Consider the following 21,115-nt stretch of genomic DNA (forward strand, 5'->3'; position numbering starts at 1 on the left):
TCTATGGCAGGTGGACCATCCCAAGCCAGCGGGAGTATCTTTTCGCCATGAGCCCGGACGATCATTCCCACGCTCCCGCGACGCGCGCGAAGGGCGCCGAGACGGGCATCACCATTGTGCCGTCCGTCTGTCCGCACGATTGCACCAGCACCTGCGCGCTCGAGGTGGAGCGGCTGTCGCCGACACGAATCGGCCGCGTCCGCGGCTCGCAGCGCAACAGCTACACCGCCGGCGTCATCTGCGAGAAGGTGGCGCGCTATGCCGAGCGCATCCACCATCCCGATCGCCTGACGAAGCCCCTTCGCCGGGTGGGGCCGAAGGGATCACGGCAGTTCGCCGAGATTTCGTGGAGCGATGCACTCGACATCGTTGCCGAGCAGTTCATCGCCAAGGCGCGCCAATACGGCAGCGAGACGATCTGGCCCTATTACTATGCCGGCACGATGGGACTGGTGCAGCGCGACGGCATCAACCGACTGCGCCATGCGATGAAATACTCGCGCTGGTTCTCGACCATCTGCGTGGCGCTTTCCGATACCGGCTGGATCGCAGGCGTCGGCGCCAAGCGCGGTGCCGACCTGCGCGAGATCGACGACCACTCGGATCTGGTGGTGATCTGGGGCGGCAACCCGGTCAACACGCAGGTCAATGTCATGACCCATGCCATGCGCGCGCGGAAGCGCGGCGCCAAGCTGGTCGTGATCGATCCCTATCGCACCGGCACGGCCGAGCAGGCCGACATGCATCTGGCGGTGCGGCCCGGCACCGATGGCGCGCTCGCGGTCGGCGTCATGCATGTGCTCTTCAAGGAAGGCTACGCCGACTGGGACTATCTGCATCGCTACACCGACGCGCCGGACGAATTGGCGGCCCATGTCGCCCAGCGTCCGCCGGAGTGGGCCGCCGCGATCACCGGCCTGCCGGTCGAGGAGATTGTTTCCTTCGCGCGCCTGTACGGTCAGGCCAAGGCCGCCTTCATCCGCTGCCATCACGGCTTCAGCCGTTCACGCAACGGCGCGGCGAACATGCATGCGGTGACCTGCCTGCCTGCGGTGACGGGCGCGTGGAAGGCGAAGGGCGGCGGCGCCCTTTATGGCCATACCGGCATGTATCCGATCAGCAAGAGCCTGATCGAGGGCCACGACCTGATCGATCCGTCGATCCGGGAACTCGACCAGTCGCGGCTCGGGCCGATCCTGACCGGCGATCGCGAGGCGTTGAAGAACGGCCCGCCGGTGACGGGGCTTCTGATCCAGAACACCAACCCGGCTATGGTCTGCCCCGAGCTCGAACTGGTGCACAAGGGCTTCAAGCGCGAGGACCTGTTCACCTGCGTGCACGAGCAGTTCCTGACCGAGACGGCGGCCTATGCCGACATCGTGTTGCCGGCGACCATGTTCCTGGAGCACGACGACTTCTACACAGCCAGCGGCCATACCTACTTCCAGGTCACGAAGAAGGTGGTAGAAGCGCCGGGGGAGTGCCGCGAGAACCACTATGTCATTAGCGAACTGGCCAAGCGGCTGGGCGCGACGCATCGCGGCTTCGAGATGACGGTCTGGGAGATCATGGACGAATCACTGAAGGCCTCCGGCATGTGGGACGCGGAGACCAACTGGCGCAGCGGCGGGCAGGATTTCCATCTCGGCTTCGAGACCTCGCATTTCCTCGACGGCTTCGCCTGGCCCGACAAGAAGTTCCGCTTCAAGCCGGACTGGTCGGCCTATGGTCCGCGCGGCAGGGACATGCCGAGCCTGCCCGACCATTTTGATGTCATCGATAACGCCACGACCGACAAGCCCTTCCGTTTGGTGGCGGCACCGGCGCGCACCTTCCTCAACTCCACCTTCACCGAGACGCCCTCGAGCCAGAAGCGCGAGGTGAGGCCGACCGCGATGATGAATCCCGAGGATTGTGCGGCGATGGCAATCGCCGACGGTGACCGGGTCGAACTCGGCAACGAACGCGGCAGCACGATCGTCCACGCAAAACCGAAGGCCGGTCAGCAGCGCGGCGTCGTGGTGGTCGAAGGTATCTGGCCCAATCGCAATTTCGAGACCGGCATCGGCATCAACGCCGTGACGTCGGCCGATCCGGGCTGGCCCAATGGTGGCGCGGTGTTCCACGACACCGCCGTTTGGATCCGGAAGCTCCCGTGAGCGTGTTCCAGCCTGCGGTCAATCCGAGCATCACGCAGACCCAGGTCGAGCGCGTGCCGGGACGCGCCCACGTCCTGGTGATCGGCAACGAGAAGGGTGGGTCGGGAAAGTCCACGACGGCCCTTCACATCGCGGTCGCCTTGATGAGCGAGGGCGCTTCGGTGGCGACGCTCGATCTCGACGCGCGACAGGGCACGCTCAGCCGCTATGTCGAGAATCGGGCCGCCTACGCCCGGCGCCGCAATATCGAGCTGCCGATGCCGGTGCATGCCGCCGTCATGCCCTCGACCCTGTCCGATCGCGCCGCGGCGGAAGCCGACGAGCAGGCCCGCTTCGAGGACGCGCTCGAGCCGCCGCTGTTGAGCGCCGATTTCGTGCTGATCGACACACCCGGCAGCGACACGCACCTGTCGCGCCTCGCCCATACCTGGGCCGATACGCTGCTGACTCCGCTGAACGACAGCTTCATCGATCTCGATCTGCTGGCGCGCGTCGATCCCGACACGCTGAAGATCGTGCGTCCCTCGGTCTATGCCGAGGCGGTGTGGAAGCAGCGCCAGGTCCGCGCCATCCAGGGCGGCCGCCCGGTCGACTGGATTGTGATGCGCAATCGCCTATCGTCGTTGGCCGCGCGCAACAAGCGCGACATGGGGACGGTGATCGAGGCTCTGGCCAAGCGTATCGGCTTCCGCGTCGCGGCGGGCCTCAGTGAGCGCGTGATCTACCGCGAGCTCTTCCTGAATGGCCTGACGCTGCTCGATCTCAAGCGCGGCGGCAATGGCGGCGGCCCATCGCTGACCCTGAGCCACGTCGCGGCACGGCAGGAGGTGCGTGACCTCGTGGCGTCGCTCAATCTGCCACCGCCGCTGCGTGACTTGTCATTGGACGCCCCGGTGACAGAAGCAGCCACAGCAGAGCCGCAAGCTGCAGGATGAACAGGGAGCCAAAAGCCCAGGCGTAGCCATCTGGCGCATAGCCCGTCGCCGTCTGGGGCCACAGGCCCACGACCTTTCCCATGGCCCACTGGCCGAAGAAGATCACCACGAACACCAGAAGGTTCACGCTGGTGCTGACGCGTCCGGCATAGGCTCCGGGAAATGACGCGATGAGTTGCGGGAAGTACTGGATCGGATAGGCGCCGAGGAAGCCGAACAGCATCCATGCGACGGTCGGATGGTCGGGCGGCAGGAACGCCAGCCAGCCGACGACGAGCGCGAACAGCAGCGTCACCACGTTGGTGGAAGCGAGGTCGCTGATGCCGCGCCGCCGCAAGGCGTCGGCGACGAGACCGCTGGCGGCGAAGCCAAGCGTCATCGCGGCGGAAGTGTAGAGCAGGATATCGGCGCGCCCCCCCTTGTCGGCGATGCCGCCGACGTCGCGCAGCCATGGCCCGATCCAGAGAGAGACGGAAGCGATGAAGGTGAGTTGCTGCAGGCACAGCAACGGCTGGATGCGCCAGTAATAGGAGTCGGTCAGAATCACCCGCGTGATGCGGAACTGGTCGCGCAACGTGCCGGAGGCGGTCGGAGCGGAACCTTCGGGCACGGCCACGAACAGCCACGCGCCGGCGAAGAGGGAAATGCCCGCCAGCCAGAAGAACAGGCCCTGCCATGTCACGACCGACAGCGACCATTCGACGGGCACGGTCGCGGCCATGGAACCGGCTCCGCCGGCCATCATGTGAAAGCCGGTGATCAGTCCCCAGCGGCGCGGCGGATACCAGATGGTGATGGCTTTCATGGCGGCCATCAGCCCGCCGGCGAATCCAAGGCCGATCAGCCCGCGCGCCAGGACCAGGCCGGACAGCGACGTCGCCAGCGCGAACAGGATCGCACCAAGCGCTGCAACGGCCATCAAGGTCGACTGCAAGCGACGCGGCCCATAACGGTCGAGCGCCACGCCCAGCATCGGCTGGCAGGCGGCGAAGAACAGGAAGAAGGCTGATGTCAGCAAGCCAAGATCTTCCGCCGTCACGCCGACGTCGCGCTCGAGATACGGGAAGATGACCGCGTTGACGCCGCGCACGATGTAGGAAAGGAAATAGACGAACGCGAAGGGCAGAAAGACTCGCAGGAATAGCGCGGTGGCCGTCTGTGCTTTCGCGGTCATGTCATCCCGGCTTGCAGTCGAGTTCGATGCGTCGCGGCTTGAATGTCGGCAGGGGCGGCGGATCCTTCGCCAGCGGCTTGGGCCAGGCACCGCTTGCCAGATGCCGCTCCACGACCGGGATCAGGTACTGCAGCACGACCCAGGCCCGTGTTCGCACGCCGCCCGCCGTATTGTGGATGGCGTCCTGAAACAGGGTCGGATCGAGCGGCATGTCGTGGGCGACATCGATGAAGGGCAGGTGATGCTCGGCCGCGTATTTCTCGAACACCCGGTTCTGGAATGCCGCGAGCCGCACGATGTCGCGATAGCGCGCCGGGTATTCGCTGATGTTCAGGTCTTCGAGGATGTACTTGTCGCGGATCGGATTGAGCACGAGTCCGTCCTTCACCATCCAGACGAAAGAACTCAGGGCCAGTTCGGAATCGATTCCCGCCAGATCGCCGCGGATCTGATCGAGATCGTGCAGGATGGTATCGAGGTGCAGTGGCAGGCGCGGATCGGCGATATCGGGATTCTTCTCGTCGAGGCCGGCCGGCATGACGATCTTGTAATCGGGTTTCGGCCATTCACGGCCATCGAGATTGCTGCCGGTATAGCCGATGGCCGCCTGGATGCGTCGAGCGAGATCGGAAAAGCGTGTGGCCGCAAGAAGCCAGGAGGGCGGCGTCTCGATCGGCAGCGTCGGCCGCACGATGTCGCCGTTCTGCGGCATGTCGGGAAATACTGTCGGCAGCCAGAACTGGTTGTGCCCTTCGTAGTAGACAACGAGATCAGGCCGCAACGGCACCACTTCCGTCCGCACGATCTCGGCGATATCGGTCGAGGTGATGCTCTCGCGGCCGGCGTTCAGCGCCTCGAAGCGCACGTTCAGCTTCTTCGCCTTGGCCCAGACATTCAGCCAGTAGCCGACATACTCGGGATATGAAAACGGCAGGTGGTGGCCATCGACGGTGGTCGACGCGCCGACGAAGACGATCCGGATGGTGTTCGGCGCCCGCGGTTCGACGATCGGCGGTCCGCGCCATCCGATCTGGTTGGTGACCAGGCCGAGGGGAGTCGTCACGTCCGGCAGGAAGCGATAGGGCGGTACGCGCCGTTCGTCGGGCGGATCGTAAAGATACAGCATTCCCGGCGCATGCTTGAGGAAGCTGTTCCTGCAAGGATCGCCGGCAAAGACGGAATTCCAAGCCTTGAAGATATCCGCAGGCCGGAAGGGGGCGTACGTCGCCGGATGGTTCCGCACATCGTTGAACAGGCGCTGCCAGTCTTCACGCGTGGCCGTCCGGTTCGGCAGGGGCGGCGGATCGTCGAAGAACCAGTCCCGCGATACTCCGGAGGCCAGCGGGATTTCGTCGCGCTGCTGGCTGGTCGCGGCAACGCCGACACCCTCGGGCAACGGCACGGCAAACAATGGCAATCCGTCGATCCCGCGCACGACGACCTCGGCAACGACCGTGCTGAGGAGGATCGAGGTGATCACCAGCAGTAGGTCGGTCGCTTTCAGAAAACGTCTCCCGGGAAGCTCTCATGCTCATGGCGTCCACGAGCGGCGCGCACCATATTCGACAGGCAGGAAAGGGTCAAAGAATGCCCGATGAACGCAAGACACCAGCCGTTTCGACGGATGCCAGTGCGGTCGATGCCTTTGTGCGCGAGGTCGGAAGATTGCCCGCGTCCCGAGGCAGCGGGGGTCGCGGCCGGCTGTTGTTTGCCATGGATGCGACGGCAAGCCGCGAACCGACCTGGGATCATGCCTGCGGCATTCAGGGAGAGATGTTCGTGGCGGCCGAGGCGCTGGGTGGTCTCGACGTCCGCCTCGCCTTCTATCGCGGGTTCGATGAATTGAAGGTCAGCCGCTGGACGTCGGACGGGCGGGAGCTTGCCCGGTTGATGGGCTCGGTGCGCTGCCTTGCCGGACGGACACAGATTGGCCGCTTGCTGCGCTATGCTGCTGACCAGCGGCGCGAGAGCCGGCTCGATGCTGCGGTCTTTGTCGGCGATTGCTGCGAGGAGGATGTCGATCAGGTCGGCCACGAGGCGGGACAGTTGGGCCTGCTCGGCCTGCCGGTCTTCGTGTTCCAGGAAGGAAACGATCGCACTGCTTCCCGGCTCTTCCCGCAGATCGCAAAGCTGACCCGGGGCGCATACGGTCGGTTCGACCGCAACAGTCCGGAGCAGCTCAAGCGGCTGCTGGGGGCCGTCGCCGCTTATGCGGCGGGCGGGCGCGACGCGCTCCTGAAGTATGGTAAAGAGAAGGGCGGCGCCGCCGCGCTGCTGACAAATCAGATGAAGTGAGATGGATCTCGCCGCGCCTCTTCCGGATGTCCCGATCCTTTTGAACGCTCCCCCCGAAGTGGCGCCGATATGAAGAAGACGCGCTGGTTTGCCGTCGTCTACGGCCTGATCCTGACGGTGGTGACCCTGGCCGGAATCGAGGCCCTGGCCAGCTTCTACGTGCCGGCCTGGCCGGCGCGCGCCTTGCGGACCATTCCGCCGGTCAACATGGATACGACCATGAAGGCCCTGACCGACAAGCCGTGGATGGGCAAGCCGTTCAATTCCTGGGGCATGAACGATCGCGAGCACTCTCTCGCGAAGCCCGCGGATGTATCGTTCCGCAGCGTCTTCGTCGGCGACAGTTTCGTCGAATTCGCGCTCAACCCGCAGACCTTGCCGGCTGCGGTGGAAGAACGCGCGACCGAGCACGGCGTGAAGGGGTTCGAGGCGGTCAATCTCGGGATCTCGGCCACCAATCCCCGAAGCTATTACTACCGCATGCGGGATGTGGCGCTGGCCCTCTCTCCCGATGCGCTGCTGGTCTTCTTCTTCTCCGGCAACGACTTCATGGGCGCCGATGCCGGTTATGGCAGCCTGATTCCGCCCCTGGTCGATGAATCGCCGGGAGGATCGATCCTGGGCAGCATCATGCCGCGCACCAACTGGCTGCTCGTCAACCGCTTGCGGCTGTCGGAATTCCTGCGCGGAAACAAACCGATTCCTGGCGAGTTCGACACGCTCTATGCGATCGCCCATGGACCGGCAGCCGATCGCATCCCGGCCACCGTCGAGCACGTGAAGAAATACTACTATCCGGACCTCAGCGAGCAGAAGCTTACCGAGATCCTGTCCCGTGGCGGCGACCGCTTCTGGGCGGCCTTCGAGAAGCGCCCGCATGACGAGGAATATCTGATGGGCTGGCTGCTCAATCTGATCGTGGCGTCGGAAGTTCGGCAGGACAACCAGGCAACGATCCGTACGCCTGAGGATGCGGAGAAGTACAAGGCCGACGGCGAAATCTCAGCGACCCTGTCGTGGTTGCAGGCCATGCAGAATCTGGCAGCCGAGCACCATGTCCCACTCCGCGTGTTCCTGATTCCGAATGCCAGCGTCGCCCCCGACTTCGTCGACTTCTGGAAGCCCTGGCCGCGCTATTACAGCTGGTACATCCTGACTGACGTCTGGCACCAGAAGCTTGCCCAGGCGCTCGCCCACACCGATGTCCCGTTCGTCGACTTGCGCCAGGACTTCATGGGCGTGTCCGGCACGTACCGCATGATCGACGCGCATTGGACCGAGAAGGGTGTCGGCATCGCCGCCGATCACGTCTATTCCGAACTGACGGCGATGATGGCGAAGCAAAAGCAGCGTTCGTCAGGCGCCCATTAGCCGGGCTGTCCAACCGCCAGGCAGGAGGCCGCCGAACCACACGGCGGCCTTGGTCGGGATTGGAAAGGCGATGCGGGCCTTGTTACGGGCCAGTCCGCGGCGAATGATCGACGAAGCCCGTTCCGCCGACATCAGGAAGGGCATGGGGAAAGGGGCATCGGCGGTGATACGCGTGGTGACGAAGCCCGGGCAGATGACGCTGACCCCGATTCCGTCCTTCTTCAGCACATAGCGGATGCTTTCGCCCCAGACGCGAACGGCGGCCTTGCTGGCGTTGTAGGATGCCGAGTAGGGCAGGCCGATGAATGCAGCCAGCGAGGAAACGACGGCGATCTGCCCGCGCTTCCGGCCCATAAGGCGGCCGATCAGGGGCTCGACCGTATTGAAGACGCCGTCGATATTGACAGCCATCGTGTTGCGCACGGTCGAGAAGTCGTCGAGCGACGAGTTGTCCTTGTCGATGGATACGCCCGCATTGGCGATCAGCAGGTCGACCGGATGGTCGTCGTCGAAATTCATAAGCCACGCGGCAAGGGCCTCACGGTCAGTGACATCGATGGCTCGCGCATCGACGTAAGCGCCCTTGGCGCGGCAGGCCTCGGCGACGGCGCGGAGTCGTTCGTCGTCCCGGCCGTTCAAGGCCAGGGCGATGCCCGGTGCGGCGTAATCGAGAGCCAGAGCCTGGCCGATCCCGCTCGAAGCGCCCGTGATGACAATGTTGGTGAAACTCTTCATGGGATAACCTTCGAGCGCTCCGCGTTGTACCCACACCGCACCGATACTAGAGTGTCGCGCCGCAGCGCGGCCAGTGGACTGGAGACGGAGTTGGATTTTTGATCGCAAGCATGACGGGATACGCGCGCGCCCAGGGAGCGGATGACCTTCGACGCTGGGTTTGGGAGGCGCGCAGCGTCAATGGACGCAATCTCGAGGTCCGGTGTCGCGTCCCGCAGGGATTCGAGCGGTTGGAGAATCCGGCCCGTACCGCCGCCGGCGCCAAGCTGAGGCGCGGGAATATCTCCCTCTCCCTCACGGTGGCCAGCGAGCGCTCGTCCAAGCCTCTGCGCATCAATCGTGCGCTCCTTGGCGAGCTGTCTGTCCTGGTGGCGGAGATGCGCCAGGCCGGCGCGACGGCTCCTAGTGCAGACGGCCTGCTGCGTGTCCGGGGAGTCATCGAGGAAGAGGAACAAGGAGAAGAGAGCGAGGAAGCGCTGGTTCGTCTCGACAAAGCCCTGAGCGATACGCTCGACGCGGCCCTGAAGGCGCTGGCCTCGGCCCGCGCGGCCGAGGGCAAGGCGTTGGCCACGGTGATCTCGGGCCATGTCGACGAAATCGAAGGGTTGTGCACCCGCGCTGCCGAACGGGCGCAGGCCCAGATCGGTACCGTGCGTGCCCGCTTCCAGACCCAGCTTGCGGAATTGCTCGACCGCGCGCCGGCATTGTCGGAAGAGCGCTTCGCCCAGGAAGTGGCCTTGCTCGTCGGCAAGGCGGATGTGCGCGAGGAGTTGGATCGCTTGTCCGCCCATGTCGCCCAGGCGCGTACGCTGCTGGCTGAGGCACGGCCGGACAATCCTGTCGGCCGGAAGTTCGATTTCCTGTGCCAGGAGTTCAATCGCGAAGCCAACACGCTGTGTTCGAAATCGGCCGACATCGAACTGACGCGGATCGGCATCGACTTGAAGGGCGCGATCGAGCGCATGCGGGAGCAGGTACAGAATGTCGAATGATGCAGGCGCGCCGGTGCTTCAGAGGCGCGGACTGATGCTGGTCCTTTCTTCGCCCTCTGGCGCCGGCAAGACGACGCTGTCGCGGCAGCTTCTGGATAATGACGCCGAGATTCAGCTGAGCGTTTCCTGCACTACACGCGCCAAGCGGCCCGGTGAAAAGGACGGAGTGGATTACCGTTTCGTCGATACCGCGACGTTCCGCGACATGATCGATCGTGACGAGTTTCTAGAGCACGCCCGGGTGTTCAATCACTACTACGGAACGCCCAGGGCCCCTGTCGAGGCGGCGTTGAGCCAGGGACGCGATGTCCTGTTCGATATCGACTGGCAGGGAACGCAGCAGCTTTCCGAGAAGGGGCGCGAGGATCTGGTGCGGGTCTTCATCCTGCCGCCCTCGACACGCGATCTCGAACGTCGGCTGATCACCCGGGCGCAGGACGCGCCGGACATCGTTGCCCAGCGCATGGCCAAGGCGGCGGACGAGATGAGCCACTGGCCCGAATACGATTACGTGATCATCAATCGCGACATCGCCACGAGCCTGACGCAGCTCAAGTCGATCCTGACGGCCGAGCGCCTGAAGCGCGAACGGCAGTACGGGCTTTCCGACTTCGTAAAGGCGCTTCGCGAAGGCCGTTAGGGCAGAGCGGCCGCCAGGCGCACGAAGTCGGCAACCGACAGTTCCTCGGCTCGCGCCGTGGGCTGAAGTCCAAGCTTCTCGAGAACCGGGACGGGGTTGGGGAAGACTCCCAGCAGGGATCCGCGCAGCATCTTGCGACGCTGGCCGAACGCCGCGGCCGTCACCTTTTCCAAGGGGCCGAGATCGGCGAGACGCTGATCGGCGGGACGCGGCGTGAGATGGGCGACCGAAGAGGTCACCTTGGGGGGCGGCACGAAGGCGGAGGCCGGGATGTCGAACAGGCGGCGAACCTCGCAGACATGCTGGGCCAATACCGAAAGCCGGCCGTAGTCTTTGGTGCGCGGCGCGGCAGCAAGGCGATCCACAACTTCCTTCTGGAACATCAGGACCATATCGGTGATGTCGCTGGCCGCATGCAGCCAGCGCACGAGCAGCGGCGTGGAGACGTTGTAGGGCAGGTTGGCGACGATGCGACGGGGCGCGGGGCCGAGCGTGGCCGGATCGATCGACAGCGCATCGCCCTCGATGAGGTGCAGGCGTCCGGCCGATGCCGTCTGCAACTCCCGCAGGGCATCGATGGCGCGAGGATCGACTTCGATCGCAACGACGCGCGCGGCGCCTTCCAGCAGCAGGGCGCGGGTCAATCCGCCGGGTCCGGGACCGACTTCGATGACCGTGCCTTGGTCGAGGGGCGCGGCCGCGCGGGCGATGCGGCGCGTGAGGTTGAGGTCGAGAAGGAAGTGCTGGCCGAAACGCTTGCGCGCGTCGAGGCCATGGGCGGCGATGGTCTCGCGCAGGGGAGGCAGCGCGGCCACCGGATCGATGGACGGCGCTTCCATCGTCAGGCGTTGCGGCGTCGCGCCATGTCGTCCGCCATGGCCAGCGCGGCCTTCAGGCTGGTTGCGTCAGCACGGCCTGTTCCGGCGATATCGAGAGCGGTTCCGTGGTCCGGCGACGTGCGCACGAACGGCAGGCCGAGGGTGACATTGACGCCACCGGAGAAATCGATGGTCTTGATCGGGATCAGGGCCTGATCGTGATACATGCACAGCGCGGCATCGTAAGTCGCGCGCGCGGCGGGATGAAACAGCGTATCGGCCGGAGCGGGACCCTGGACGGCGATGCCATCTTTCCGAAGGGCGGCGATGGCTGGGGCGATGATCCGGCTTTCCTCGTCACCCATGGCCCCCTGTTCGCCGGCATGCGGATTGAGGCCGGCGATGACAAGCCGAGGCTTGGCGATGCCGAACAGTTCTTTCAATCCGGCGGCAGTGATGCGGCCCATGCGCACGATCGCGTCGGTGGTGAGCGATCTGGCCGCTTCGGCGAGCGAGACATGGATCGTGACCGGCACCACGCGCAACTCGGGGCAGGCCAGCATCATGGCGACATCGACCGGCTTTGCCGCGGCGCGCGACGCGAGCTCGGCCAGGAACTCCGTGTGGCCCGGATGCCGAAAGCCGGCGTCCTGCAGCGTTTTCTTCTGGATGGGATTGGTGACGACGCCCGCGACCTGTCCGTCGAGAGCGAACCCCACGGCTTGCTCGATCGCACCGATGGTCGCCGGCGCATTGGCGGGATCGGGGCGGCCGGTTCGCACAGGGGCCTGCAGGACGACGGGCAGCACGGGCAGCGCGGTCGGAAACACGGCGGTTGCCTCGGCGGGCCGCGCGATCGGCTTGATCGGCACAGGCAGGTCGAGCGCGGCGGCGATCGCCGTGAGGCGCGCCGGATCGTCGAGAACGAAAAAGGGGCGCGCGGCCTGATCGCGATCCAGCCAGGCCTTGAGGGTCAATTCGCCGCCGACGCCAGCCGGCTCGCCCATCGTGATGGCGAGCGGCGTCATGGTCATGCCGGCTGCTTGATGTCGATCGTCGCGGTGCGGCGAAGGTCGCGCATGTAGCGGCGGGCGGCGGCCTCGATCTTCTGGAGCAGGAGCTGCTGCGAGATGGCTTCCCGCGACGGCAGGCCACTGGCGCCTTCCTTGCTGCAAAGCGCCACCACCTGCAGTCCCTCCGCGACACGGAAGGGCCCGGCAGTCCCACCGATTCCGAGCTTCGGGATGTCCTGATACATTTGTGGGTTCGCGGCGAGGTCGCCAACCCGAATTCCCTTCAGGTCGCCCGACGTCGCACCTTTCAGCTGCCTCGCCTGGGCATGCAGATCGGTGCACTGATGCACACCCGCCATGGCTTTTTGCGCTTCGGCGCTGGCGCGGCTGATTTCATCCGGCGAAGCATTGGCCGGAAGCGCCAGCGTCATCTGCACCAGGTTGAGACGCACGTCGTCGGGGCGCGCGGTCGCGAACGGACGGCGATCGACCACCAACATGACATGCCAACCGGCCGGTGTCCGGATCGGCTCCGAAACCTGTCGAACAGGTAACTTCTCGATAGCGGCATCGAGCGTCGGATCGAGCGAGCCAGGAAGGACCCAGCCCAGATCGCCGCCGTTCCGCGCCGTCTGACCTTGCGAGAATTGCTGAGCCAGCGCCGAGAAAGAAGCGCCACGCTTCAGCTGCTCGACGATGCGATCGGCCGACCGACGCGCCTCGTCCGCCTGGTCGGGCCGGTCGATCGGGACGAAGATCTCGGCGACATGCGTCTCGGTCTTGCCCACGTTGGCCCGCATCCGGTTCAGGGCGTCGTCGATCTCACCATCCGACACGTCGACCTGCGGTCGAATGCGTCGCCGGATCACCTTGGTCCAGGCGATACTTGCCTGGATCTGCTGAGAGGCGATGTCGAACGGCACGCCGATGCTCTGCAGATAGGCCCGGAAACTGCCGGGGGCCATGCCGGCTGCTCTTTCAATTTCGCCGACGCGCGCATTCGTTTCGCCTTCGGTCGGAGCGACGCCGAGTGCCTTGGAATTCTGGATCTGCAGCTTTTCGTCGACCATCTGGCGCAGGATCTGCAACGCCAGACGCTGATGCATCTCCGGCGTGTCCTGCAGGCCGGAGCTGCGGATCGCGAAGATGATCCGCTGGTTCAGATCGAAATCCGTGATGGCCTCGTCGTTGACGCGAGCGACCACCCTCAGGCCTTGGGCCGAGGCAAAGAGCGGGCAGAGAACGAGGACAGTCGCCACTAAGGCGCGGAGAAGCAACGCAGGCATTTCACCGATGGGGGAACGAGAGGGTTTTTGCATTATATTCAGCATGCTCATCGCCGCAACGAGCGCAAGACTTGGCGGAATCGGGCCGATCTGGCAAAAGCCTGGGACCGCAAATGAGAATTCTCTACGCCGATACCGGGCTGCGCAGCCTCGAGGGCCATCATGCCAGCTCCGGCGTGGCTCTTCCCGCAGCGTTCCGGCGTCTGGGACACGATGTCACCGTCCTCGGCCATCACGAACTCCTTCCAGTCTTGCAGCAGAAGGCAGGCGCTCAGCCTTTCTTCCGCTTCTTTACCTACGGCGGGCCGTCGACGGATCCCATCGCCGGTTGGCTGACCAACTTCACGGCCGCTGTTGACGTCACGATGGCGGATTTGCGGCAGGCTTGGGCCAAGTTCGGTCCGTTCGATTTCATCTACTTCAATTCGGCCAAGCCAGCGCAGATTGCGGCACTGGGCCTGTGGATGAAGTCGGCGTTCGCGGATCCGGGGATGGCGCCCGCGGTTGCCATCGAGCTGGGCACCGAAGCCGGTCTGGCGCGCTCGGGCCCGGAGGGCGCACCAGTGTTCACGGTGCGTGAGCCAACGGCCATCCTCTATCGCCACGTTGCGGAGCGTCTGGGTCCACCGTGGCTTGCGCGTCTGTCGTTCCTCGCCATGACCTCCGCTGCCGCGGAGGAATATGCCTTCATCCTCGGGACTCCGGTTACCGTCGTGCCTTTGCCGCAGCCGTTGCCGCCGCTCCGGCACCGACGGCGGACGGCGGCGGCACTGGTCGTCGGATTGCTAGGTCATCAACGTCCGGACAAGGGATGGCAGCTGGCCGCAGACTTCGTGCCTCTTCTCCTGCGACAGCATCCCGATGTGAAGGTGATTGCCCACCAGAGTGATCCAGAGGGAATGGTCGAGGCCACGGACAGGTTGAGGGTGGTGGCGCGCAACGAATCGCGGCTTGAGCTTCTGGTGCAGCCGGCCATCCACGACGCCTGGTTTGCCTTGCTCGACCGATGCGACATCATCGCCTTGCCGTACGATCCCGCGCGCTATGAGGGCGCCTATTCGGCCATCGTCGGGGAATCCCTGGCGGCCGGAGCGCCGGTCGTCGTGCCGGCCGACACCACGTTGTCGGCGGCCGTGGAGGCGGCGGGCGGTCCGGGCACGACCTTCGGCCGCTGGGATGCGGCATCGATTGCAGACGCGATCGGAGAGGCTATCGACCAATTCGATCCCCTGGCAGAGCGCGCCTATCACGCCGGCCTGGCCTGGCGCGAGAAGCATGGGCCGGATCGGTTCGTCGCTGCCGCGATCGAGGCGGCGGGATTGCAGGGCGCTACCGGCACGGCGCGGCGCGCCGCTGTTCGCATAAAGCGCGGCTTCGGAGCCCTTTGGGGCTGGCGCATGCGTTCTCCCTAAACGGGTAATGGCCTCTGAGGCTGTTGAAATTTCGCCGAAGCTCGGGCACTGGTCATGCCAGTGCCTCGGCCTCGCCGACGGCAAGAGTGAAAGGATGCATAAACCGCATGACAGGCGCGACCGTGGCCATCGGCATTCTTGCCGTCTTGATGTCCACCCTGGCGACGCTGAGCAACCTCGTGATCGCACGGGAATTCCCGGCACACGATCCCCGGCGCGACCTCTACCTCCCTCTGGATCAGTCAATGCGGGTGTCGCAATATCGCCAAGCGGCCAAGCTCTTCTACCTGCAGGCTCTCGTGCTGTGGGGGCTTTTCTGCATATTGCTGATCACCAAGCTGCTCTTCAGCCTGTAACCGCACTCAGCTGTCTGCGCTGATCTGCCCGGCCGCGGTGCGGCCTTCCTGAAGCTGCCGCGTCAATTCCTGGAACTTCACGTTCCCGTCCTTGGCGCGCTGGTATCCCTGATCGACTTGGGCACCCTGGTATTTGCCGAGGTTCCCCTGATGCGCCAGCGTATGCAGAGGTGAGCCTTCGATCTCTGCCGTGCCGGATTCCTGCCAGGTGTCGAGGCCGAGCGAATGCAGGTAGCGCTTGGTGTCCTGCATCTGCTCGGGCGTTTCGCCGGGGAGGCCATAGGTGAAGGTGCCGTGCACTGTCATGCCGACACGCTTGATCTCTTCGACCGCCTTGCGGGCATAATCGAGATCGAGGTGCTTGTTGACGATCTTGTCGACGACGTACTGGTTGCCACTCTCGAAGCCGAGCTTCACGCCGAAGCAGCCGCTGTCCTTCATGACTTTCCAGAGGTCGACGCTGATCGTGTCGGCACGGCACATGGCCGACCAGGGAATGCCGATCCGCCGCATGACGGCCGCCATCCGCTCGACGTGGCGATTGCCGAGGTTGAAGGTGTCATCGTCGAAGTAGATCGACTTGAACTTGTAGCGGCCGACGATCTCCGACAGGAACGTTTCCATGTAGTCGGCGCCATATTGGCGGACGCTGCGCTTTTGCGTGCCGTCGGGATCGTTGCCCGTCATCGCCGCCGGCCATACGCAGAAGATGCACTTGTAGGGACAGCCCCGGCTGGACCAGACATGGGCCTGCGGGAACTGCACGCCCTTTGGGTTGGAATCGCAATATTTGGCGGCAATCACGTCGTCGTAATAGGGGAACGGCGCCGCGTTCATCTCTTCGAGCGTGAGCAGATCGAAGTCGATCACACCTTCGGCGCCATTGACGACCTTTACCGCTCCCTTTTCGTATTCGCCCTTGATGGCGGCCACGATGGGCGCCTGTTCCAGGATCTTGGCACCCATGGTCGCGATCGGACCGGCGACCACGATCTTGGCTTCCGGCCGCAGTCTCTTGATCTCGCGCATCACCAGCACATCGTGCTCCCAGCTGGGTGATGCGCTCTCGATGAAGATGTAGTCGAACCGCTCGCCCTCGAGCCACCGGAAGTAGCTCTTGTAGGACTCCTTCATGACCACGCTGTCACGCAGCACCACCTCGGCGCCGGTCTTCTGCGCCAGGTAGGTCGTCGCGTATCCCATGAAGAAGGGATAGGGCACATAATCGCCGAAAACATGGTAGTCCGGCCGCGACAATCCCCATTGGGTGAACGGCCAGCGCGATCCGGCCCGCACGCCGTGCCAGTCGATGGCCAGCCGCTTGCCAAAAGGCGGTACCCGCAGTGGCTTCTTGGTGACCCACCACGGGGGATTGGTGAACAGGACTCGCATGGCGGCGTTCGATTTCCTTGGTCGCAGGCGCGGAGTTTAGCGGATTCGATCCCTGGGGATAGGCGACGGCCGGGCTTCGTATCGAAGGGCCAGGGCCTTGGCAACCGGTGCCGACGCTGCCGTGACCCCAAAGCTGTTGCGCGGCGCCACGACCTGGGGATAGGGAAGGCCCGCCGATGCCGAAGATGGCCGTGGGATGGGGCTCGAATGCGAATTCTGGTGACTGGGGGAGCGGGTTTTGTCGGATCGAGCCTTGCCATCCTGTTCAAGCGGGACCGGCCGAAGGCCGAGGTCGTGGCGCTCGACAACCTGAAAAGGCGTGGATCGGAGCTCATCCTGGGCCGCCTCCGTGAGGCCGGCGTCGGTTTTGTCCATGGCGACGTGCGGCTGGCCTACGACCTCGACAATGCCGGCGGTTTCGATGTCATGCTCGAATGTTCTGCCGAGCCTTCGGTGCAGGCGGGCTACGACGGCGCGCCGGCCTATCTGATCGACAGCAATCTCACGGGGGCAGTGAACTGCCTGGAAGCGGCGCGCCGCAACAAGGCCGTCCTGGTGTTCCTGTCGTCGAGCCGGGTCTATCCGATGAAGGCCCTGCGGGAGATCCCTCTGGAGGTCAAGAACGAGCGGTTCGTTGTCCGGCCCGGAGCCCATGGGTTGGGCTGGTCCGAAGCCGGCATCTCCGCGGATTTTCCGCTGGCGGGAGCGCGGTCTCTCTATGGCGCCACCAAGCTCGCCGCCGAACTGCTGATCGAGGAATACCGGGCGCTGTATGGCTTGACGGCAATCGTCAATCGCTGCGGCGTCCTGACCGGTCCGTGGCAGATGGGCAAGGTCGACCAGGGCGTATTCGTTCTCTGGGCCGCCCGACACCTGTTCGGGGGGAGCCTGACCTATATCGGCTACGGCGGCCAAGGGCGGCAGGTGCGGGATTTCCTGCATGTCGAGGATCTCTATGAGCTGATCAAGCTGCAACTCGAGGCGCCGCAGAGCTGGAGCGACGTGCCGCACAATGTCGGCGGCGGCCCGGCCCTCAGCCTGTCCCTGGCCGAACTCACGCGAGAGTGCAGGGCACGGGCTGGCCGCGCGATCGAGATCGCGAGTGATTCCGTGGATCGCCCTTACGACGTGCCGTATTATGTCACCGATGCAGGGGCAGTGACGGGTCGCTCCGGCTGGACGCCGAAATGGCGGGCAGCGGACGTTCTCGATGATATCTTTGGCTGGTTGCGGACCCATCAGGACGCGTTGCGTCCCGTGTTGGCAGGCTGAGTGGGCAGGGGACAAGAAGTATGTCAGTTGTCGTTGTGACCGGTTCTTCAGGGCTGATCGGGTCCGAGGCGGTCGCCTTTTTTTGCGAGAAGGGGTTCGACGTCGTCGGTCTCGACAACGACATGCGGGCCTATTTCTTCGGCGGCGAAGCGAGCACCGCCTGGAATCGCGAGCGCTTGAAGAAGGCCTACCGTAATTTCACTGCGCATGACGTGGACATCCGGGACTTCGGCGCTGTAAAGGCGCTGTTCGCCCGTCATGGCAAGGCCATCTCGGCGGTGGTGCATACGGCCGCGCAACCGTCCCATGACTGGGCCGCCCGCGAGCCGCTGACCGACTTTTCGGTCAACGCCACGGGTACGCTGAACCTTCTCGAGGCGACGCGCCTGCACGCGCCCGAGGCGGCCTTCGTCTTCACGTCGACGAACAAGGTGTATGGCGACCAGCCCAATATCCTGCCGCTGGTCGAACTGGAGACGCGCTGGGAACTTGCCCCTGACCATCGCTATGCCGCCGACGGCATCGATGAGACCATGAGCATCGACAATACCCTCCACTCGGTCTTCGGGGCGTCCAAGGTCGCCGCCGACGTCATGGTGCAGGAATATGGCCGCTATTTCGGTCTGCGTTCCGCCTGCTTCCGGGGCGGTTGCCTGACCGGGCCGCACCATGCCGGAGCGAAGCTGCACGGCTTCCTGGCCTATCTCGGCAAATGCGCCGTCACCGGCGAGCCCTATACGGTGCTGGGTTACAAGGGCAAGCAGGTGCGCGACAATATCCATTCGGCCGACCTGGTCGACGCCTTCTGGGCGTTCATCCAGGCGCCGCGCAGCGGCGAGGTCTACAATATGGGGGGAGGGCGCTTCGCCAATTGCTCGATGCTCGAGGCGATCGCCCTGTTCGAGCGGGCGACCGGCCGGCCCATGAACTGGACCTATTCGGACGACAATCGCACCGGCGACCACATCTGGTGGATCTCCGATACCGGCAAGTTCGAGGAGCATTATCCCGCCTGGAAGCGTCGGGTAACACTTGAAGAAACGGTGTCGGAGATCGTCGACGCCGTATCGCAACGTCGGCTGAACGCAGGTTGAAGACGAGCCAAATGGGAACTGCGAAACTGCCCCGCGTCGGCGTCGTCATCGCCAACCACAATAACGAATCCTATGTTGCCGATGCGATCGCCTCGGCGGCGCGCCAGACGGTTCGCAACATCGAGGTCATCGTCGTCGACGACGCATCGACCGACGGTTCCGACAAGATCATTCGCGATACGCTGGCGAGGATGTCGGATCCGCGCTTCCGGTACGTCCGGCTGGAGAAGAACTGCGGCCAAACGGGCGCGATCCGGCGCGGCGTCGCCGAATTGCGCGCGCCCTTCGTCTGCTTCCTGGATTCGGACGACGTCTGGTACGAGAACTTCGTCGAACGCCATCTCGCGGCGCACTTGAATGCCGACTTTCCGGTGGCCTTCACCTACTGCGATTCGCACTTCATCAATGGCGATGGCGAACTGCTGGCCGGCACGGCCTGGTGGTTCGAGCTTCCGCCCAATCACGAGCTTCACCGGCCGATCGAACCGGACGCAGCGCCGGCGATCGATGCCGCATCGGGCCAAGCCCGGTTTCCGGCCAATCCGATGATGACCCTTCACGGTCACTGGACGCCCACCTGGTCGTCCAACAGCACGGCGGCAATGATGTTCCGGCGGGATATCATCGAACTCGTTCTGCCGGACAATGACGAGCAGCTCCGACTCTATCTGGATTTCTATCTGTCGACGTTCTGCATCCTGATCGTAGGCTGCATTGCCGTCCATGAGGCGCTCTATGCCTATCGCATGCATGGCAAGAACAAGCATTCCGATGGCCTGATGCTCGGCGGAGCGTCGCAGACGTCGCGCAAGAACTGGGCCCCCATCAGCGAGAGCGTGTTCAATCTCATCCTGAACGTGATGCTGGAGCGGCGCGACGCGCTGACCGGCGCAATCGGGACGATGCGCTACGAGCAGGCAGTGAAGACGCTTCACTTCGCGATGAGTCAGTCCCGACGGCCGCCTTGGCTCGCCAGACTGCTTGCGCTGTTGAACAAGAGGTAGGCGATCGTGCAGGGCCTCGAGGAGAGCAGCGCCGTCCTGAGAGCTTGGGCCGTCGACCAGGCCCTGCCGCTCTGGGCAACCGCCGGCTTTGACCCCAAGACGGGACGGTTTCGGGAAGCGCTCGACCTTGATGGCGTGCCGCTTCTCGATGTCCCGACGCGATTGATCGTTCAGAGCCGGCAGATCTTCTCTTACGCCTTGGCTGCCGAGAGGAAGTGGTTCTCCGGCGCGGTCGAGATCGTCGAGCGGGCGTATGAAGCTCTGGTCCGCGATTATTACCGACCCGATGGAAAAGCAGGGTGGGTCTATTCGGTCCATGCCGATGGCCGGATCGGCGATGCCAGGCGTGATCTCTACAGTCACGCCTTCGCGCTTCTGGCCATCAGCTCCTACATCAGGGCAACAGGCCGTCGCGAGGCGTTGGCCCTTGCGGACGAGACGCTGGCCTTCATCGACCGCGACATGCATGCGCCGAACTCGGGCGGCTATATCGAGGCCCTCCCTCAGGCGGAGGGACCGCGGCGGCAGAATCCGCACATGCATCTGTTCGAGGCCTTCCTGTCGCTATGGTCCGTCACGCGCGAGGGCCGTTTCCTGGCGCGGGCCGGAGAGATGTTCGCGCTCTTCAGTTCGCGGTTTTTCCGCGCTTCTTCCGGCACTCTGGGCGAGTATTTCGACAACGCGCTCCACCCTGCCGCCGGCGCGGCTGGCGACATCGTCGAGCCCGGGCACCACAGCGAATGGGTCTGGCTCCTGCGCTGGTTCGAGCACGAGACCGGCCGTTTCGTTCAGCCCTATATCGATCGTCTCTATGCGCATGCCGCGCGCCATGGATATGATTCTGCCGGCCTGATGGTCGACGAAGTGCTGATCGACGGCACGCACCGACTGCCCTCACATCGCACCTGGCCGATGACCGAGGCGATCAAGGCCAATGTCGCCGAAGCCAGGGCAGGCCGTGTCGCGGCGGCCGATAAGGCGGGCGAGCTTGCCACGCTCCTGTTCGAGCGATTCTTCAAGCCAGCACATCCCGGCGGCTGGATGGATCGGCTCGACGCCAACGGCGGACCGGCGGCAAGCACGATGCCGAGCAGTACTCTTTACCATGTGCTTTGTGCGGTCGATGAGCTCGATCGCTTTGTTGTCGCGCCAAGCACCTGACACGCG

General features: G+C 64.5%; 19 protein-coding genes. 12 read left to right on the forward strand and 7 right to left on the reverse strand.

Annotated elements, in window-relative coordinates; all coding sequences use genetic code 11:
* The first annotated feature begins 47 nt into the window (after nt 1-47).
* Entirely contained in the window at nt 48-2,159 is a 2,112-nt protein-coding gene (locus B5D62_RS04830; protein WP_085932651.1) for a molybdopterin-containing oxidoreductase family protein, read from the forward strand.
* A complete protein-coding gene (locus B5D62_RS04835) occupies nt 2,156-3,094 on the forward strand; it encodes a division plane positioning ATPase MipZ (RefSeq protein ID WP_231714717.1) in 939 nt (312 codons plus the stop codon). Before B5D62_RS04830 ends, B5D62_RS04835 begins: the two co-directional genes overlap by 4 nt.
* Here B5D62_RS04835 and B5D62_RS04840 read toward each other — a convergent pair.
* Together B5D62_RS04840 and B5D62_RS04845 are read right to left on the reverse strand one after the other, a co-directional pair.
* The gene (locus B5D62_RS04840; RefSeq protein ID WP_085932652.1) at nt 3,009-4,268 is read right to left on the reverse strand and encodes an MFS transporter; all 1,260 of its coding nucleotides are present in this window, start codon (nt 4,266-4,268) and stop codon (nt 3,009-3,011) included. The two genes, B5D62_RS04835 and B5D62_RS04840, sit on opposite strands and share 86 nt — an antisense overlap.
* Nucleotide 4,269: 1 nt before the next feature.
* Nucleotides 4,270-5,748 (reverse strand): hypothetical protein, encoded by a 1,479-nt coding sequence (locus B5D62_RS04845; protein WP_085932653.1) that lies wholly within the window; start codon nt 5,746-5,748, stop codon nt 4,270-4,272.
* Nucleotides 5,749-5,855: 107 nt separating this feature from the next.
* Here B5D62_RS04845 and B5D62_RS04850 point away from each other — a divergent pair, with 107 nt between their 5' ends.
* On the forward strand, nt 5,856-6,563 hold the full coding sequence (locus B5D62_RS04850; protein WP_085932654.1) for a hypothetical protein: 708 nt from the start codon (nt 5,856-5,858) through the stop codon (nt 6,561-6,563).
* A 69-nt stretch (nt 6,564-6,632) separates the two neighbouring features.
* On the forward strand, nt 6,633-7,934 hold the full coding sequence (locus tag B5D62_RS04855; RefSeq protein WP_085932655.1) for an SGNH/GDSL hydrolase family protein: 1,302 nt from the start codon (nt 6,633-6,635) through the stop codon (nt 7,932-7,934).
* Here B5D62_RS04855 and B5D62_RS04860 read toward each other — a convergent pair.
* Entirely contained in the window at nt 7,920-8,669 is a 750-nt protein-coding gene (locus tag B5D62_RS04860; RefSeq protein ID WP_085932656.1) for an SDR family NAD(P)-dependent oxidoreductase, read from the reverse strand. The two genes, B5D62_RS04855 and B5D62_RS04860, sit on opposite strands and share 15 nt — an antisense overlap.
* A 110-nt stretch (nt 8,670-8,779) precedes the next feature.
* Here B5D62_RS04860 and B5D62_RS04865 point away from each other — a divergent pair, with 110 nt between their 5' ends.
* Complete coding sequence (locus tag B5D62_RS04865) at nt 8,780-9,661, forward strand: YicC/YloC family endoribonuclease (protein ID WP_085932657.1); 882 nt, start codon at nt 8,780-8,782, stop codon at nt 9,659-9,661.
* Nucleotides 9,651-10,301 carry a guanylate kinase gene (gene gmk / locus B5D62_RS04870; RefSeq protein WP_085932658.1) on the forward strand — a complete coding sequence of 217 codons (651 nt, stop codon included), beginning with the start codon at nt 9,651-9,653 and terminating at the stop codon, nt 10,299-10,301. The genes B5D62_RS04865 and gmk overlap by 11 nt, the downstream gene beginning before the upstream one ends.
* Here gmk and rsmA read toward each other — a convergent pair.
* Genes rsmA through B5D62_RS04885 form a run of 3 tightly spaced genes read right to left on the reverse strand, consistent with a single transcriptional unit; the run spans nt 10,298 to nt 13,469 of the window.
* Nucleotides 10,298-11,140: a 16S rRNA (adenine(1518)-N(6)/adenine(1519)-N(6))-dimethyltransferase RsmA gene (gene rsmA / locus B5D62_RS04875; protein ID WP_085932659.1), complete on the reverse strand. Its 843-nt coding sequence runs from the start codon at nt 11,138-11,140 to the stop codon at nt 10,298-10,300. The two genes, gmk and rsmA, sit on opposite strands and share 4 nt — an antisense overlap.
* Before the next feature lie 2 nt (nt 11,141-11,142).
* The gene (pdxA, locus tag B5D62_RS04880; RefSeq protein WP_085932660.1) at nt 11,143-12,153 is read right to left on the reverse strand and encodes a 4-hydroxythreonine-4-phosphate dehydrogenase PdxA; all 1,011 of its coding nucleotides are present in this window, start codon (nt 12,151-12,153) and stop codon (nt 11,143-11,145) included.
* Nucleotides 12,150-13,469 carry a peptidylprolyl isomerase gene (locus B5D62_RS04885; protein WP_085932661.1) on the reverse strand — a complete coding sequence of 440 codons (1,320 nt, stop codon included), beginning with the start codon at nt 13,467-13,469 and terminating at the stop codon, nt 12,150-12,152. Before B5D62_RS04885 ends, pdxA begins: the two co-directional genes overlap by 4 nt.
* A gap of 62 nt (nt 13,470-13,531) precedes the next feature.
* Here B5D62_RS04885 and B5D62_RS04890 point away from each other — a divergent pair, with 62 nt between their 5' ends.
* A complete protein-coding gene (locus tag B5D62_RS04890) occupies nt 13,532-14,830 on the forward strand; it encodes a glycosyltransferase family protein (RefSeq protein ID WP_085932662.1) in 1,299 nt (432 codons plus the stop codon).
* Between the two features lie 107 nt (nt 14,831-14,937).
* Nucleotides 14,938-15,186, forward strand: coding sequence for a hypothetical protein (locus B5D62_RS04895; protein ID WP_085932663.1), 249 nt, complete (start codon nt 14,938-14,940; stop codon nt 15,184-15,186).
* Nucleotides 15,187-15,192: 6 nt separating this feature from the next.
* Here B5D62_RS04895 and B5D62_RS04900 read toward each other — a convergent pair whose 3' ends face one another.
* On the reverse strand, nt 15,193-16,578 hold the full coding sequence (locus tag B5D62_RS04900; RefSeq protein WP_085932664.1) for a B12-binding domain-containing radical SAM protein: 1,386 nt from the start codon (nt 16,576-16,578) through the stop codon (nt 15,193-15,195).
* 207 nt (nt 16,579-16,785) lie between these two features.
* On the opposite strand from B5D62_RS04900, the gene B5D62_RS04905 reads away from it, so the two are divergent.
* The 4 genes from B5D62_RS04905 to B5D62_RS04920 are packed head-to-tail and all read left to right on the forward strand — an operon-like array spanning nt 16,786 to nt 21,109.
* Nucleotides 16,786-17,850 (forward strand): NAD-dependent epimerase/dehydratase family protein, encoded by a 1,065-nt coding sequence (locus B5D62_RS04905; RefSeq protein WP_085932665.1) that lies wholly within the window; start codon nt 16,786-16,788, stop codon nt 17,848-17,850.
* 20 nt (nt 17,851-17,870) lie between these two features.
* Entirely contained in the window at nt 17,871-18,944 is a 1,074-nt protein-coding gene (locus B5D62_RS04910; protein ID WP_085932666.1) for an NAD-dependent epimerase/dehydratase family protein, read from the forward strand.
* Between the two features lie 11 nt (nt 18,945-18,955).
* Nucleotides 18,956-19,948, forward strand: coding sequence for a glycosyltransferase family 2 protein (locus B5D62_RS04915; protein WP_085932667.1), 993 nt, complete (start codon nt 18,956-18,958; stop codon nt 19,946-19,948).
* A gap of 6 nt (nt 19,949-19,954) precedes the next feature.
* Nucleotides 19,955-21,109 carry an AGE family epimerase/isomerase gene (locus B5D62_RS04920; RefSeq protein WP_170920785.1) on the forward strand — a complete coding sequence of 385 codons (1,155 nt, stop codon included), beginning with the start codon at nt 19,955-19,957 and terminating at the stop codon, nt 21,107-21,109.
* Nucleotides 21,110-21,115 lie beyond the last annotated feature (6 nt).

It is taken from the genome of Enhydrobacter aerosaccus (genome assembly GCF_900167455.1).
In the GTDB taxonomy this organism is placed as follows: domain Bacteria; phylum Pseudomonadota; class Alphaproteobacteria; order Reyranellales; family Reyranellaceae; genus Reyranella; species Reyranella aerosaccus.